Annotated in this window: 10 protein-coding genes and 9 tRNA genes; 7 read left to right on the top strand and 12 right to left on the bottom strand. The window is 67.5% G+C overall.

Going from position 1 to position 14,824, the window contains the following annotated elements; translation table 11 throughout:
- Window positions 1-58 precede the first annotated feature (58 nt).
- The 5 genes from ACIGII_RS06120 to ACIGII_RS06100 all read left to right on the top strand — a co-directional run bounded on the left by ACIGII_RS06120 (window position 59) and on the right by ACIGII_RS06100 (window position 7,842).
- Window positions 59-274 carry a hypothetical protein gene (locus ACIGII_RS06120; RefSeq protein ID WP_399634359.1) on the top strand — a complete coding sequence of 72 codons (216 nt, stop codon included), beginning with the start codon at window positions 59-61 and terminating at the stop codon, window positions 272-274.
- A gap of 157 nt (window positions 275-431) precedes the next feature.
- Window positions 432-2,798 (top strand): Tex family protein, encoded by a 2,367-nt coding sequence (locus ACIGII_RS06115; RefSeq protein ID WP_399634361.1) that lies wholly within the window; start codon window positions 432-434, stop codon window positions 2,796-2,798.
- 84 nt (window positions 2,799-2,882) lie between these two features.
- Window positions 2,883-5,141 (top strand): PAS domain S-box protein, encoded by a 2,259-nt coding sequence (locus tag ACIGII_RS06110; RefSeq protein ID WP_399634363.1) that lies wholly within the window; start codon window positions 2,883-2,885, stop codon window positions 5,139-5,141.
- Between the two features lie 521 nt (window positions 5,142-5,662).
- Window positions 5,663-6,169, top strand: a complete 507-nt coding sequence (locus ACIGII_RS06105) for a hypothetical protein (protein ID WP_399634365.1) — start codon at window positions 5,663-5,665, stop codon at window positions 6,167-6,169.
- Entirely contained in the window at window positions 6,100-7,842 is a 1,743-nt protein-coding gene (locus tag ACIGII_RS06100) for a methyl-accepting chemotaxis protein (protein ID WP_399657445.1), read from the top strand. Before ACIGII_RS06105 ends, ACIGII_RS06100 begins: the two co-directional genes overlap by 70 nt.
- Window positions 7,843-7,896: 54 nt before the next feature.
- Here the strand turns inward: ACIGII_RS06100 and ACIGII_RS06095 are convergent.
- Window positions 7,897-7,983 (bottom strand) — tRNA-Leu (locus ACIGII_RS06095).
- 124 nt (window positions 7,984-8,107) lie between these two features.
- On the opposite strand from ACIGII_RS06095, the gene ACIGII_RS06090 reads away from it, so the two are divergent.
- Window positions 8,108-8,488 carry a response regulator gene (locus tag ACIGII_RS06090; protein WP_399634366.1) on the top strand — a complete coding sequence of 127 codons (381 nt, stop codon included), beginning with the start codon at window positions 8,108-8,110 and terminating at the stop codon, window positions 8,486-8,488.
- Window positions 8,489-8,496: 8 nt separating this feature from the next.
- On the opposite strand, the gene ACIGII_RS06085 is transcribed toward ACIGII_RS06090, so the two are convergent.
- The 11 genes from ACIGII_RS06085 to ACIGII_RS06035 all read right to left on the bottom strand — a co-directional run bounded on the left by ACIGII_RS06085 (window position 8,497) and on the right by ACIGII_RS06035 (window position 13,468).
- Window positions 8,497-9,453 (bottom strand): SOS response-associated peptidase family protein, encoded by a 957-nt coding sequence (locus ACIGII_RS06085; RefSeq protein WP_399634368.1) that lies wholly within the window; start codon window positions 9,451-9,453, stop codon window positions 8,497-8,499.
- Between the two features lie 60 nt (window positions 9,454-9,513).
- A tRNA-Glu gene (locus ACIGII_RS06080) sits at window positions 9,514-9,589 on the bottom strand.
- 57 nt (window positions 9,590-9,646) lie between these two features.
- Window positions 9,647-9,722: transfer RNA gene (locus ACIGII_RS06075), tRNA-Ala, on the bottom strand.
- Window positions 9,723-9,827: 105 nt separating this feature from the next.
- Window positions 9,828-9,903 (bottom strand) — tRNA-Glu (locus tag ACIGII_RS06070).
- A 51-nt stretch (window positions 9,904-9,954) separates the two neighbouring features.
- A tRNA-Ala gene (locus ACIGII_RS06065) sits at window positions 9,955-10,030 on the bottom strand.
- A gap of 105 nt (window positions 10,031-10,135) precedes the next feature.
- Window positions 10,136-10,211: transfer RNA gene (locus ACIGII_RS06060), tRNA-Glu, on the bottom strand.
- A gap of 52 nt (window positions 10,212-10,263) precedes the next feature.
- Window positions 10,264-10,339: transfer RNA gene (locus ACIGII_RS06055), tRNA-Ala, on the bottom strand.
- A 126-nt stretch (window positions 10,340-10,465) separates the two neighbouring features.
- Window positions 10,466-10,541, bottom strand: a tRNA-Glu gene (locus tag ACIGII_RS06050).
- Window positions 10,542-10,595: 54 nt separating this feature from the next.
- Window positions 10,596-10,671: transfer RNA gene (locus ACIGII_RS06045), tRNA-Ala, on the bottom strand.
- Window positions 10,672-10,727: 56 nt separating this feature from the next.
- A complete protein-coding gene (locus ACIGII_RS06040; RefSeq protein ID WP_399634369.1) occupies window positions 10,728-13,073 on the bottom strand; it encodes a heavy metal translocating P-type ATPase in 2,346 nt (781 codons plus the stop codon).
- Window positions 13,070-13,468, bottom strand: coding sequence for a heavy metal-responsive transcriptional regulator (locus ACIGII_RS06035; protein WP_399634371.1), 399 nt, complete (start codon window positions 13,466-13,468; stop codon window positions 13,070-13,072). The genes ACIGII_RS06040 and ACIGII_RS06035 overlap by 4 nt, the downstream gene beginning before the upstream one ends.
- Window positions 13,469-13,684: 216 nt before the next feature.
- Between ACIGII_RS06035 and ACIGII_RS06030 the strand changes: the two genes are divergently transcribed.
- On the top strand, window positions 13,685-14,755 hold the full coding sequence (locus tag ACIGII_RS06030; protein ID WP_399634373.1) for a GlxA family transcriptional regulator: 1,071 nt from the start codon (window positions 13,685-13,687) through the stop codon (window positions 14,753-14,755).
- Window positions 14,756-14,824 lie beyond the last annotated feature (69 nt).

The raw sequence follows: 14,824 nt of genomic DNA, 5'->3' as shown, positions 1-14,824 counted from the left end.
CGGGGCGCTAAGCTGCAACCGGTGGGAAATGCGTGACGCTTCTGGAGGAATACATCACATGGCGATCGTTCTGTATGTCGGTGGTAGCAAGGATGGCGACAAGGGCCTGGTGCCGCACGGATTCAGCAAGCTGCAGGCTGAAACCGACCTGGGTCCGGAGATCTACACCGAGCGGTTCATGGAACTGCAGGGCCTGGGCAGGGTCCGGGTGATGGCGCTGGAGTCGTTGCAGGACGAGGTGGTCAGGGCGCGCGCGGCACGGCATTACCGGTAGTTCGTACCGACCAACGGTCGGTACCTGCCTGGGAGAGCACGGGTAGAGGCCGACCGTTGGTCGGCATGCGCGGTTTTCGGGAATGTCAACGGCTTTCCCCCGCCGCGATGCGTTGCCACAATCGGTGTTTTCCGCATAGTGGCTTCGGCCGGACGCAATGCCAGACCTCAAGCTCGCCCAGCAGATCGCACAGACCATCGCCGCTGAGATCGGTGCCCAGCCCGCGCAGGCGCACGCGGCCATCGCGCTGCTCGATGAAGGCGCCAGCGTGCCGTTCATCGCGCGCTACCGCAAGGAAGTCACCGGCGGGCTGGACGACACCCAGCTGCGCAACCTGGAAACCCGCCTGACCTATCTGCGCGAACTGGAAGAACGCCGCGCCGCCGTGCTGGCCAGCATCGACGAGCAAGGCAAGCTCAGCGACGAGCTGCGCAACGACATCCTCGGCGCCGACACCAAGTCGCGCCTGGAAGACCTCTACCTGCCGTACAAGCCCAAGCGCCGCACCCGTGCCCAGATCGCCCGGGAAGCAGGCCTGGAACCGCTGGCCGATGGCCTGCTGGCCGACCCGGGGCTGGACCCGCAGACCTTCGCGGCCGGTTTCGTGGACACCGACAAGGGCGTGGCCGACACGAAAGCGGCCCTGGAAGGGGCGCGTGCGATCCTGATGGAGCGCTGGGGCGAGGACGCGGCGCTGGTCGGCGAACTGCGTGCCTGGCTGGGCGAGCACGGCGTGATCCGTGCGCGCGTGGCCGAGGGCAAGGAAGAGCAGGGCGCCAAGTACCGCGACTATTTCGAACACGCCGAGTCGCTGGCGAAGATCCCCTCGCACCGTCTGCTGGCGCTGTTCCGCGCGCGGCGCGAGGACATCCTGTTCCTCGAACTGGACCCGGGTGCCGATGCCGAAGCCGGCCACGTGTACGCCGAGGGCCGGGTGGCGTTCAAGGCCGGCATCCGCGACGCCGGGCGCCCCGGCGACCGCTGGCTGCTCGACGCCTGCCGCCTGACCTGGCGCGCCAAGCTGCACATGCACCTGCTGCTGGACCTGTTCAACCAGGCCCGTGAAAAGGCCGAGGCCGAGGCGATCACCGTGTTCGGCGACAACCTGAAGGACCTGATGCTGGCCGCGCCGGCCGGGCCCAAGACCGTGCTCGGCCTCGACCCGGGCATCCGCACCGGCTGCAAGATCGCCGTGGTCGACACCACCGGCAAGCTGGTGGCTACCGAAACCATCTACCCGCATGAGCCGCGTCGCCAGTGGGAGCAGTCGCTGCAGACCATCAAACACCTGTGCATGAAGCACAACGTGGAGTTGATCGCGATCGGCAACGGTACCGCCAGCCGCGAAACCGACAAGCTGGCCGGCGAGGTGATCAAGGCGCTGGGCGAAACGACGCTGCAGAAGATCGTGGTGAGCGAAGCCGGCGCGTCGGTGTATTCGGCGTCCGAATTCGCGGCGAAGGAATTCCCGGACCTGGACGTGTCGATCCGCGGCGCGGTGTCGATCGCACGGCGCCTGCAGGACCCGCTGGCCGAACTGGTCAAGATCGAACCCAAGGCCATCGGCGTGGGCCAGTACCAGCATGACGTGGACCAGTACCGCCTGGCGCGCGCGCTGGACGCACGGGTGGAAGACTGCGTCAACGCGGTCGGCGTGCACGTCAACACCGCTTCGGCGGCACTGCTGTCGCGGGTATCGGGCCTGTCCTCGACCGTGGCCGAGAACATCGTCCGCCATCGCGATGAAAACGGTCCGTTCAAGCGTCGCAAGGACCTGCTCAAGGTGCCGCGGCTGGGCGAGAAAACCTTTGAACAGTGTGCAGGCTTCCTGCGCATCGCCGACGGCGACCAGCCGCTGGATGCCTCGTCGGTGCACCCGGAAGCCTATCCGGTGGTGGAGCGGATCGTGGCCGCCACCGAACGCCCGATCAAGGCGCTGATCGGCGACGGCAGCTTCCTGCGCGGGCTCAAGCCCGAACAGTTCACCGACGCCACCTTCGGCGTGCCGACCGTGCGCGACATCCTGAAGGAGCTGGAGAAGCCCGGTCGCGATCCGCGCCCGGAGTTCAAGGCGGCGCGGTTCGCCGACGGCGTGGAGGAGATCAAGGACCTGGTGCCCGGCATGATCCTGGAAGGGGTGGTCAGCAACGTGGCCGCCTTTGGCGCGTTCGTCGACATCGGCGTGCACCAGGACGGGCTGATCCACATCTCGGCGCTCTCGGACACCTACGTCAAGGATCCGCGTGACGTGGTCAAGGCGGGCGACATCGTCAAGGTGAAAGTGCTGGAGGTGGACGTGGCGCGCAAGCGCATCGCGCTGACCCGGCGCCTGGACGAGACCCCGGTACCGGCCAAGGCACCCGGCGAGCGCGACCCGCGCCCGGCCGGTGCAGGTCGGCGCGACGGGGGCGCCGGCCGTTCCGGCGGTCGCGGCGCAGGAACCGGGCCGCGACCGGGCAGCAGCGCGCCGCCTGCCAACAATGCGCTGGCCGACGCGTTCGCGCGGGCCAAGCGCGGCGGCTGAGGCCGCGCTCCGACCCGGGTTGACGATGGCTTGACCCCGTTTCCCGTTGAATGCCGGTACGCTGTACCGGCGGCGGGAGGCTGGATGACAGAACATCAGGCAGGGGAACGCGGTCCGGGCCAGGACGACGGTGCCAGTGATGGCAGCGTCGCGCTTGCGCGTGCCCTGCGCGAGATGACCGAGCAGCACCGCCGCCTGGAAATGATCATCGACGGCACCGCGATGGGCACCTGGGAGTGGAACTGCCAGACCGGCCAGATGCGGGTCAACGAGCGCTGGGCGCAGATCGTGGGCTATACCCGCGAGGAACTGGCGCCGATCACCTCGGACACCTTCCTGCTGCTGGTCCATCCCGACGACCTGGCCCGCTCCAACGCGCTGCTGCGCGAGCATCTGGAGGGGCGTTCGCCGCACTACGACAGCCTGTGCCGGATGCGGCACAAGCAGGGGCGCTGGATCTGGGTGCAGGACCGCGGGCGCGTCTACGAATGGGACGCGCAGGGCCAGGCGCTGCGCATGGCCGGCGCGCACGCCGACGTCAGCGACCTGCAGAACGCCCGCGAGGATGCGGCGGACATGCGCCAGCGCCTGCAGGCGGTGGTCGATGCGTCGGATGAGGTGGCGGTCATCGCCACCGACCCCCACGGCGTGGTCAATCTGTTCAATACCGGCGCCCAGAAGCTGCTGGGCTACCGCCCCGAAGAGGTGATCGGCCAGGTCAACCCGGCGCTGTTCCATGACGTGCTGGAGATGCAGGATTTCCTGCGCCCGCTGGCCGATGCCGACGGCCGCGCGCCCACCGTGTTCGAGGCGCTGACCGCGCAGGCCGCGCATGGTACCTGGTCGCACCAGTGGACCTTCGTGCGCAAGGACGGCGAGCACCGCCAGGTGCGGCTGTCGATCAGTCCTTTGGATTCCGGCACGGGCCAGCGCATGGGCTACGTCGGCATGGCGGTGGACATCACCCCGTTGCTGGAAGTGCGCGAGCAGGCCTTCGTGGCGGCGGAAAAGTTCGCCGGCGCCTTCAACTCCGCGGCGCTCGGCATGGCCCTGGTATCGCTGGAGGGGCGCTGGCTGGACGTCAACGACGCGCTCTGCGGCATCCTCGGCTACACCCGTGCCGAACTGCTGGACATCGACTTCCAGACCCTGACCCATGCCGATGACCTGCATGCCGACCTGGCCCTGGTCGGCGACCTGCTGGCCGGCCGCCGCGACCATTACCACATGGACAAGCGTTACCTGGGCAAGGGAGGGCGGGTGGTGTGGGGACGCTTGTCGGTGTCGCTGGTACGCGCGCCGCACGGCGAGCCGCTGCATTTCGTGTCGCAGATCCAGGACGTCACCGCGCAGCGGCTCAGCGGGCAACAGCTGCGCGACTCCGAGCAGCGTACCCGGGTCACCCTGGATGCGGTGGCCGACATGGTGCTCACGCTCGACTTGGACGGCCGGGTGCAGTACGCCAACGCGGCGGCCACCCGCGCGCTGGCCGGGGAGGGCGCGACCCCGTTGACCGGCAGCCAGGTCCAGGAAGTGATGGAGCTCACCACCGAATACGCGCCGCGTTCGCCGCTGGACCTGGCGGTGCTGATGGACCCGGACAGCAACGCGGTGGACCTGCATTCGGACCTGCTGCTGTCGGTAGGCGCCCGCCTGTTGCCGGTCGACGTGACCCGCGCCTGGCTGCAGGACGTCGATGGCCAGGTCAATGGGGCGGTCTGGGTGATCCGCGATGTCACCCAGCAGCGGGCACGCCAGCGTGAAGCGCGGCACCTGGCCGAGATGGATCCGCTGACCGAGTTGAGCAACCGGCGCGGATTCGAGGCGCATCTGCAGGCGGCCATCACCCGGGTGGCACGCACCGGGCAATCGGCGTCGCTGATGTTCATCGACCTGGACAACTTCAAGCCGATCAATGACAACCATGGCCACCTCGCCGGCGACGCCATGCTGTGGGCGGTGGCCAACGTGCTGCGCAACGGCGTGCGCGATTCGGACGTGGTGGCGCGCCTGGGGGGCGACGAATTCGCGGTGATCCTGGCCGGCTGTTCGCTGCGGCGCGCGCGCCGGATCGCCAGCGACCTGCTGGAATCGGTGCGCGCGCTGAGCGTGCCGTGGAGCGTGGACCGGCTGGCCGTGCAGGCCAGCATCGGCATTGCCGCCCTGCATGGCGGCATGAGCGTGGACGCTGCGGTGGCGGCGGCTGACGCACAGTGCTATCGGGCCAAGGCCCAGGGCAGGAACAACGTGCAGGTGGAAGCACCGGTGCACGGCGGGCCCGATCCCCTGGACCTGGGCGACACGGACGGCGACAGCGAGACCAGCGAGGGCGGCCCGGGCTGAACCGGTCAGCATGGCATCGCCGGCGGCATCTCAAGCGTGAGGCTCCCGGGTCGATACCTTCCCGCAGCCACTGCGGTGGCGCGCTCCAGTAAATGACCGAACCCGGGTGGGACTGGGTACGTAAATACTGTCGATAATGCGCCGGCGAGATTCGAGCCAGTATGGTTCGTGGAAACTATCGCGCGATCCACAATAGCGTCGGCATGCAGATCCTGCGACAGGATGCCGGGCAGTCCCCACCGCCCGGCACCCCGTCGCGAGGCGGCCAATTCTTACGTCTTGAGTTTCCAGATCGCTACGTAAAGTTGGCCAGATTCAGCAGAATCCGCCATGACCTTCAGCTGTGCACCGCTGTCTTCACGTGCCGTAGAGTAAGCCCCGCCCGCACCGCGAGGCTCAGGACGATCGCTGACCGCGATGGTTTCCTGATTATCTCAACGCCCCCCCCGGAACGCATGCCTGCCTTGATTTTCCCTGACTTCGAAACATATTCAAATTCTGTCAAGGGAATCGACGGCGAGATGCGGGTCACCGGTCACGGCGATGGCGCCTGGATGTTGAATGCACTGGAGCTGGGTGACGTCACCCTGCTGCACGGCGTCGACGGCGCACCGGTGTTGTACCGCGGCGCGCCCCACCCGGCACATTTCGGCGTGTACCTGTCGCTGCCGGGGAGCCATACCGAGCTGGACGGGCAGCGGCTGGGCGAGGACTGCTTCACCTGGTTGGCGCCACGGGTGGAGCTGCAGGGTTTTACCCGGGTGCCGGCCCGCTTCCTGGCGATCGACCTGGCCGAGCGGCTGCTGCTGCAGCAGGCGGCGCAGGTCGACGGGCTGGACGTCACCGGCTTGTATCGCACCGGCACCCGGCCGCTCGCAGCAGCGATTCCGCAACCACCTCCCTCCTGCGTTCGCTGGGTGCGCTGGCCTTCGCGCCGCGCGCCTCCCGCCAGGCCAGCATGGCGCTGGCCGAGCGCAATGCAGAGCTGGAAGCCCAGGTGGCCGCGCTGCACCGGGTCCAGGCAGTGATCGAGTTCGACCTGGACGGCACCATTCTCCAGGCCAATGCGAACTTCCTGCAGACGCTGGGCTACACGCTTGAGGAGATCCGCGGTCGTCACCACTCGATGTTCGTCGATCCCGAACACGCGCGCACGGCCACGTACCGCGAGTTCTGGGCGCGCCTGGGGCGCGGCGAGTTCGACGCCGGGCAGTATCGTCGGGTGGGAAAGGGCGGGCGCGAGATCTGGATACAGGCCTCGTACAATCCCGTGTTCGACAGCACCGGCCGCCCGGTGAAAGTGGTGAAATTCGCCACCGACATCACCGCGCAGCAGATGCAGGCCGCCGATTTCGCCGGCCAGCTGGCCGCGATCAATACCTCGCAGGCGGTGATCGAGTTCAGCCTGGACGGTCGCATCCTGTCGGCCAACGCGAATTTCCTGGCCGCGATGGGCTACGACCTGGACGAGGTACGTGGGCAGCACCATTCGCTGTTCGCCGAGCCGGACTATGCACGCAGTGAGGCGTATCGGGCGTTCTGGCAGAAGCTGGGGCGCGGCGAGTTCGACGCCGGCCAGTATCGGCGGTTGGGCAAAGGCGGCCGGGAAGTCTGGATCCAGGCGTCCTACAACCCGATCTTCGACATGAACGGCAAGCCGTTCAAGGTGGTCAAGTACGCCACCGACATCACCGCCCAGGTGCGCGATGCGCAGGCCCTGGCCACCGCGGTCGCGCAGACCCGCGACGTGGTGAGTGCGGCGCAGGCCGGCGACCTCAGCGGGCGCATCGACACCGCCGACAAGAGCGGGCAGATTGCCGCGCTGTGCGAAGGCATCAACGCCATGGTCGAGACCATGGGCAGCATGATCGGCCAGATCCGCGTCGCCGCCGACGCGGTTGCCTTGGGCGCCAGTGAGATCGCGGTGGGCAACAGCGACCTGTCCGCGCGCACCGAGCAGCAGGCCGCGTCGCTGGAGGAAACCGCCGTGTCGCTGCAGGGCCTCACCAGCACGGTGCTGCAGAGCGCCGACAACGCGCGCCAGGCCAGCCAGCTGGCCGGTGGTGCGGTGGACGTGGCGGCGCAGGGGGGCAGGGTGGTCAATGACGTGGTCGCCACCATGGCATTGATCAACGCGTCGTCGCGCCGCATCGTCGATATCATCGGCGTGATCGACGGCATCGCCTTCCAGACCAACATCCTGGCCTTGAACGCAGCGGTGGAGGCGGCACGTGCCGGCGAGCACGGGCGCGGCTTCGCCGTGGTGGCTGCGGAAATCCGCTCGCTGTCGCAGCGGTCGGCGGGTGCGGCCAAGGAAATCAAGCAACTGATCGACGACTCGGTCGACCGCGTGGGCACCGGCACCGCCCAGGTCGAAAGTGCGGGGCGCACCATGGAAGAGATCGTGGCCAGCGTGCGGCGCGTGGATGAACTGATCGCGCGGATCAGCATCGGCGCGCAGCAGCAGAGCGACGGCATCGTGCAGATCAACCAGGCGGTGGAGCACATCGACCAGAGCACCCAGCAGAACGCTGCCCTGGTGGAAGAAGCCTCTGCGGCCGCGCGCAGCATGGAAGACCAGGCTACGCAGTTGCTGCAGACCGTGGCCGCCTTCCGGGTTGATGGCGCCGTGACCCAGGCGCTGCGACAGGCGGCGCAGTCCGGCGGGCCGGGTGGGGCGCCAGTGCTGCGGCTGGTGTAGCCGGACGGCAGAAACAAAAAGGCCAGATCGCAGGATCTGGCCTTTTGCATTCCATGGTGCCGAAGGTGGGACTCGAACCCACACGCTTTTAAGGGCGGCGGATTTTGAGTCCGCTGCGTCTACCGATTCCGCCACTTCGGCTGGCTGGCCGAGTAGTGTATACAAACCCGGGCGGATTGGGGAGGCCTGAACCGTTCACCCGTGCCCGGGCCTTCATCGGGACGCGACGCTATACTGACAGCGCTGAACCATACAGGGAAACGGGATGAACGCGCTGCAGGGCCTGCGGATACTCGTGGTCGAAAACGACGAGATGAGCGCAACGCTGCTGGAAATGCAGTTGACGCAATCGGGCGCGGTCGTGGTCGGTACCGCGGCGACGGTGGCCGACGCGCTGCACCTGGTGGACACGGCCTCGCCGCAGATCGTCCTGCTGGATTACCGCCTGGCCCACCACGAAACCAGTGACCCGGTCGCCGAACGGCTGGCCGCGCAGGGGCTGCCGTTCGTGGTGGCCACCGGCATGGCACCGCACGAGTTGCCCGAGGCGTTCCACGCCGGCGTGGTGCTGGTGAAGCCTTACCTGACCCGGGAACTGGAAGCGGCACTGGCCCACGCGCTGCAGGACCATCCGGTCGCGACCTGATCGCACCCTTACGCGGCTTCCTGGTAATCCAGCTGCACCGGCTCGCGATCGTCGAGTATGCGATACAGCGTGGCCAGGTCGGCCGGATCCGGATTCAACCACGCATCCAGGTTCTCGCGCCGGATCGGCACGATGCAGCGGTCGTGGCCCGCCGCTGCCACGTCCTGCGGCGGCTCGTCGGTAATCGCGGCGAAAGACAGCAGCCGACCTTCCGGCCCTTCCCATTCCGACCACAGGCAGGCGATCAGCAGGTCGCGCGGCGGCTGCGGGCGGAATTCCAGCACCACGTTCTGCGCGCCTTCGCCGGGTGCCAGCGTGCGCTGTTCCAGTGCATGGCGTGGGACGTGTTCGTAGAACGACTGCACCACCACCACGCCATGGTGGTGGCCGAAGGCGTTCTTCCAGTACGCCTCCAGGCTGTCGCGGCGCGCGTTGTAGGTGCCGGGGTAGAGCGTATCGTTGCGCGCCGGCTTGTCCGGCAACCGGCACTGGTAGCGCATGGGTTTGATCACGCGCCGGCCGTGCTCGGCGACGATCACCGGGGCATACACGCCCGGGAAGATGCGGCTGTCGCGGGGCAGCAGACCGGTGCGGTGCAGGTCGGCCAGGCGCGCCTGGGCCCGGTCGATGCGGTTGCCGGCAATGCGGATCTCGTTACGCGCCTTCTGGGTGGGGCGGTGGGCCAGGCTCTCCTGGGCGTGCTTCAGGCGCGCGCCCTGTACGCGCAGCTCTTCGTCCAGCGCGTGCATTTCGTCGGTGTGCCACTGCTGGATCTTCGCCACGATGTCCTGGCCCAGCGGCGTACGCGCGCCGGCGAAACCATCGTCCATCGCCTTGGGTGTTTTCGGGCGCTGCTTGCCGGCGTCGTGCGCGTAGAGCTGGGCGAACTCGTCCAGCGACAGGGTGGCACCGAATTCACGGACCAGCCTGGTGTAGTCGGCGCGGATCTGGGCGGAATAGCACATGGGCCTAGGCTACCAAAACAAAAAGCCCCGACCGGAGTCAGGGCTTTCTGCTTCTGTAATTGGCGTCCCCACGGGGATTCGAACCCCGGTCGCCACCGTGAAAGGGTGATGTCCTAGGCCTCTAGACGATGGGGACGCACGAAAACTTGAATTTTTATGCTGCATCCATCCGGTCGGCCTAATGACCGGATGTTGGTGGAGCCAGGCGGGATCGAACCGCCGACCTCCTGCATGCCATGCAGGCGCTCTCCCAGCTGAGCTATGGCCCCACGTTGATGCTGCGAGCCGCCCATCATATCGGGTTTGTCTGGGAATGCAAGGGGATTTTTGGGGCGCACAAAAAACCCCGGCATTGCCGGGGTTCTCTGCGTTATTGGCGTCCCCACGGGGATTCGAACCCCGGTCGCCACCGTGAAAGGGTGATGTCCTAGGCCTCTAGACGATGGGGACGCACGAAACCTTGAATTTTTGCTTCTGTCGGACGGCCTGTGTCCGGAGAAGTGGTGGAGCCAGGCGGGATCGAACCGCCGACCTCCTGCATGCCATGCAGGCGCTCTCCCAGCTGAGCTATGGCCCCACGTTGTTACCGCGAGCCGACCATCATAGCGTTCAACTGCCTGAATGGGAACCCCGCCGACAGGTAACGACCGTTGGTCGTTACACCGCATACGTCGATGATGAGTGGCGTCCCCACGGGGATTCGAACCCCGGTCGCCACCGTGAAAGGGTGATGTCCTAGGCCTCTAGACGATGGGGACGCATGAAACTCATCAATGTTTCCAGCACCTCCCGACGGCCTAAGGTCTGGAGTGGTGGAGCCAGGCGGGATCGAACCGCCGACCTCCTGCATGCCATGCAGGCGCTCTCCCAGCTGAGCTATGGCCCCACGATGCTGGAGCGCGAATTCTACGCGTGTGAAGAGCATTCGCCAAGGGGGCGCGTGCGAATTCTGCATTGCCATTGCACACAAACAAAAAGCCCCGAGCGGAGTCGGGGCTTTCTGCGTTGCAACTGGCGTCCCCACGGGGATTCGAACCCCGGTCGCCACCGTGAAAGGGTGATGTCCTAGGCCTCTAGACGATGGGGACGCACGAAAAACCTGAATTGTAGTCACTACCTTCCAATCGGCCTAAGGATTGGAGTGGTGGAGCCAGGCGGGATCGAACCGCCGACCTCCTGCATGCCATGCAGGCGCTCTCCCAGCTGAGCTATGGCCCCACGTCGTGAGGAGCGAAATCATAGCGACGCTTTTTTCGATTGGCAAGAAAAAAGTGTCATGCATTGGACACACGTTGATGACGAAGGCGCAATGCGTTGCTGATCACCGATACCGAACTCAGGCTCATCGCTACCGCCGCCAGCATCGGCGACATCGTGATGCCAAACGGATACAGCACGCCGGCGGCGACCGGAATGCCCAGCGCGTTGTACGCGAACGCAAACCCCAGGTTCTGGCGCATGTTGCGCACGCTGGCGGCGGAGAGCTGGCGTGCACGCAGGATGCCGCGCAGATCGCCCTTGACCAGCGTGACCTGCGCACTGGACATGGCCACGTCGGTGCCGTTGCCCATCGCGATGCCGACATCGGCGCTGGCCAATGCAGGCGCATCGTTGATGCCATCGCCGGCCATCGCCACCGTGCGGCCCTGTGCCTGCAGCGTGCGGATCAGTTCGGCCTTGTCCGCCGGGCGCATTTCACCGTGCACCTCGTCCAGGCCCAGCTCGCGCGCTACGGCTTCCGCCGTGGCGGTGCCGTCGCCGGTCGCCATCACGATGCGCAGGCCATCGCGGTGCAGCTGTGCGATGGCGTCGGCGGTGGACGCCTTGATGGGATCGGCCACTGCGATCAGCGCGGCCAGGGTGCCGTCGACGGCCAGGAACATCACGCTGGCCGCCGCCTCGCGCAATCGCCCGGCATCGGCGTGCAGGCGTTGCAGGGCGATGCCATGGTCGGCCATCAGCGCGGCGTTGCCGAGCAGCAGTACCCTGCCTTCAACCGTGCCACGCACGCCAAGGCCGGTGAGCGAGTCGAAGTCCTCCACCGATGCGAGGGGGCGGCCTCGACGGCGCGCTTCGGCGACGATCGCCGCGGCCAGCGGGTGTTCGCTGCCCTGGTCCAGGCTGGCCGCCCAGTGCAGCACGTCGTCGGGCGCGAATCCGGGCACCGGCTTTACATCGCGGAAGGCGGGCCGGCCTTCGGTGAGCGTGCCGGTCTTGTCCACCACCAGCGTATCCACGCTGCGCAGCGCTTCGATGACCTCGGCGTCGCGGAACAGCACACCCTGCTGCGCGGCCCGTCCGGTGGCGACCATGATGGTCATCGGCGTGGCCAGGCCAAGAGCGCAGGGGCAGGCAATGATCAGCACCGCCACCGCGCTGAGCACCGCATGCGTCCACGACGGGTCCGGTCCGAACAGGCCCCAGCCGAAGAAGGTCAGCATCGCCACGCTCAGTACCGCCAGCACGAACCCGTAAGCGACCTTGTCGGCCATCCGCTGCATCGGTGCGCGCGAACGCTGCGCCTGCGCCACCAGCTGCACGATCTGCGCCAGCATGCTGTCGTCGCCCAGCCGCTCGGCACGGATCACCAGGCTGCCGGTCCCGTTGAGGGTGGCACCGATGACCGTATCGCCCACGGTCTTGGCCACCGGCACCGGTTCGCCGGTCAGCATCGATTCGTCCACCGTGGAACGACCCTCCAGCACGCTGCCATCCACCGGTACTTTCTCGCCCGGCCGCACCCGCAGGCAGTCGCCGGGCTGCAGTGCCGCGATGTCCACATCTTCCTCGTGGCCGTCCTCGCGCAGGACACGGGCGGTTTTCGGTGCCAGCCCCAGCAATGCCTTGATCGCCGCCGAGGTCTGCGCGCGGGCGCGCAGCTCCATCAGCTGGCCGAGCAGGGTGAGCGAGATGATGACCGCTGCCGCTTCGAAGTACACGCCGACGTGGCCGTGCTGCTGGAACGACGGCGGGAATAGTCCGGGCGCAATCGTTGCCACCAGGCTGTAGCCATACGCGGCCAGCACACCGGTGCCGATCAGGGTCCACATGTTCGGGCTGCGGTTGCGGATCGACTGCGCCCAGCGCTGCACGAACGGCCAGCCCGCCCACAGCACCACCGGCGTGGCCAGCGCCAGCTCGATCCACACCCGCACGCCCGGCGGCACGCCGTGCAGCAGCGGGGTCATGGCCAGCATGGCCAGCGCCAGGGTGGCGATGCTCAGCGGCAGGCTCCACCAGAAGCGCCGGCGGAAGTCGGTGAGCTCCGGGTTTTCGCCCTCGTCCAGGCTGGGCATCATCGGTTCCAGCGCCATGCCGCAGATGGGGCAGGTGCCGGGCCCTTCCTGCACGATCTCAGGATCCATCGGGCAGGTGTAGAGCGTGCCTGCCGGTACCGGTTCGGCAATGTGCGAGGCAGGGTCGAGATAGCGCTGCGGCGCGGCGATGAATTTGCGCCGGCAGCCGTCGCTGCAGAAGTGGTAGTCGCTGCCGGCATGCCGGGCATGGTGCGCGGTGATGTCCGGGTTCACCTCCATGCCGCAGACCAGGTCCTTGACCGTGTTGCCCGCCGGGACGCCACCGCTGTGCGCGGCGCAGCAGCTGCCTTTGGACGCGGTCATGGGCGGGGCTCCGTCAGTGCGCCCAGGATCGGGCACTGTTCCAGGCCGCCATGGCCGGGGCAGGCATCGACCAGTTGCTCCAGCGCGGCATGCATGCGCTGCAGTTCGGCAACGCGCTGTTCGATGTCCTGCAGCTTCAGCACTGCCGCCTCGCGAACCTGGGCCATGTCCTGGCCGCGCTGGTCGCTCAGGGCCAGCAGCTCGCCGATTTCGTCCAGGGTAAAGCCCAGCGCCTTGGCGCGGCGGATGAAGCGCAGGCGGGTCAGGTCGGTGTCGTTGAAGACCCGGTAGCCACCGGCACTGCGCTGGGCCGTGGGCAGCAGATGCTGGCGCTCGTAATAGCGCACGGTATCGATGGGCACGCCAGCCTGGCGTGCGAGTTGACCAATGTTCACGGCAACCTCTCTGGGGAGCAGGTGCACAGTGTGGACCCTGGACTCTGGTCAAGAGTCAAGGGTTGCCCGACACGCGCCGCCTGTCGTTACCGGGCCTGTTTACAACTAGTTTCATAGCTGCGGCGGAAGTGCCTACGTACGCTCCTCTGGAATCGTCGGGAAGCCTTGATCCAGCAGGGTTTCGCCGGTCTCAGCAGCCGTTCCAGGAGCGCCGCCATGGATGCATCTTTCCCCTCTTCTTCGCCGATCACGAAGCCGGCCTCGCCGACCCTGATGGAGGTCGCCGTGCTTGAATACCCCGGCAGCCTGCGCGCTGCCGCGCCCGTGTTGTCGGAGCTGGCGCAACGCTGCAACCGCACGGCTGCGGCCGGCAAGCGCACCGGCGCGCGGATGCTGGTCACCCGCTGGACGCTGTCCACGCGCGGCCACGGCATGCAGCGCGTGGCCGGCGCCGAGCTGTTCGGCGACGCGCCGCCGGCGGTGATCGTGGTGCCGGGCAACGAACCCAGCTGGCCGCTGATGCAGGCCGACGACCGTATGCTGACCTGGCTGCGCGACTGCCATGATGCCGGCAGCCTGCTGGCCGGCTGCGAGGAAGGTGGGCTGCTGCTGGCCTCGGCCGGGATTCTCACCGGCCGTTCGGTGAGCCTGCCCGACCTCTGCCGCTGCCCGTCGCTGGCTGCGGTGGTGCCAAGCTGGCAGCCCAGCGAACGCGCCCTGGTGGACGACGGCGACCTGCTCACCGCGTCCGGTCCGGACGCCTGGAAGTACCTGAGCCTGCGCCTGCTGGCCCGCATCTACGGCCAGAGCGTGATGAGCGCGGCGATCCAGCAGCTGCAGCTGGTCATCCCGCGCGGTGTGCAGGAAGACCTGGAGCGCTTCAGCCCGAACTTCGCCCACGGCGACCGCGGCATCCTCAAGGCGCAGCGCTGGCTGCACAGCATCGCCGCGCGCGGGGTAACCCTGCAGGACATCTGCGACGCCGCCGGGTTGGAGCCGCGCACCCTGCAGCGCCGTTTCCTCAAGGCCACCGGGCTGCGCCCGATCGCCTACTGCCAGCGCCTGCGCATCGCCAAGGCGCAGCTGCTGCTGCAGGCCGGCGGTGCGGTCGATGAGGTGTCCTGGGCCGTAGGCTATTCGGACCAGAGCGCGTTCCGTCGCCTGTTCCTGCGCATCGTCGGGGTAACCCCGGCGCGCTACCGGCGGCAGATCTTCGCCCAGCGTCGTGAGCGCACGCGCAATGCACTGCCGCACCTGCAGGGTGAGCCCCTGCGTCCTGCTGCCTGAGCGGCGACGCTGCGTTCCCCGACGCCGGCTGCGCGCGCCGCCGGATACGACTACCCTGTGGGTCGTTCG

The organism is Stenotrophomonas sp. NPDC077420 (assembly GCF_044543385.1).
Classification (GTDB): Bacteria; Pseudomonadota; Gammaproteobacteria; order Xanthomonadales; family Xanthomonadaceae; genus Stenotrophomonas.
Note: the sequence above shows the minus strand (reverse complement) of the source record. Positions and strands in the feature narration are given on the sequence as shown.

Excerpts from the sequence above, each read along its gene's own strand:
- ACIGII_RS06120 (WP_399634359.1), top strand. The coding sequence starts at position 59 with ATGGCGATCGTTCTGTATGTCGGTGGTAGCAAGGATGGCGACAAGGGC.
- ACIGII_RS06115 (WP_399634361.1), top strand. The coding sequence starts at position 432 with ATGCCAGACCTCAAGCTCGCCCAGCAGATCGCACAGACCATCGCCGCT.
- ACIGII_RS06110 (WP_399634363.1), top strand. The coding sequence starts at position 2,883 with ATGACAGAACATCAGGCAGGGGAACGCGGTCCGGGCCAGGACGACGGT.
- ACIGII_RS06105 (WP_399634365.1), top strand. The coding sequence starts at position 5,663 with ATGCGGGTCACCGGTCACGGCGATGGCGCCTGGATGTTGAATGCACTG.
- ACIGII_RS06100 (WP_399657445.1), top strand. The coding sequence starts at position 6,100 with ATGGCGCTGGCCGAGCGCAATGCAGAGCTGGAAGCCCAGGTGGCCGCG.
- ACIGII_RS06090 (WP_399634366.1), top strand. The coding sequence starts at position 8,108 with ATGAACGCGCTGCAGGGCCTGCGGATACTCGTGGTCGAAAACGACGAG.
- ACIGII_RS06085 (WP_399634368.1), bottom strand. The coding sequence starts at position 9,453 with ATGTGCTATTCCGCCCAGATCCGCGCCGACTACACCAGGCTGGTCCGT.
- ACIGII_RS06040 (WP_399634369.1), bottom strand. The coding sequence starts at position 13,073 with ATGACCGCGTCCAAAGGCAGCTGCTGCGCCGCGCACAGCGGTGGCGTC.
- ACIGII_RS06030 (WP_399634373.1), top strand. The coding sequence starts at position 13,685 with ATGGATGCATCTTTCCCCTCTTCTTCGCCGATCACGAAGCCGGCCTCG.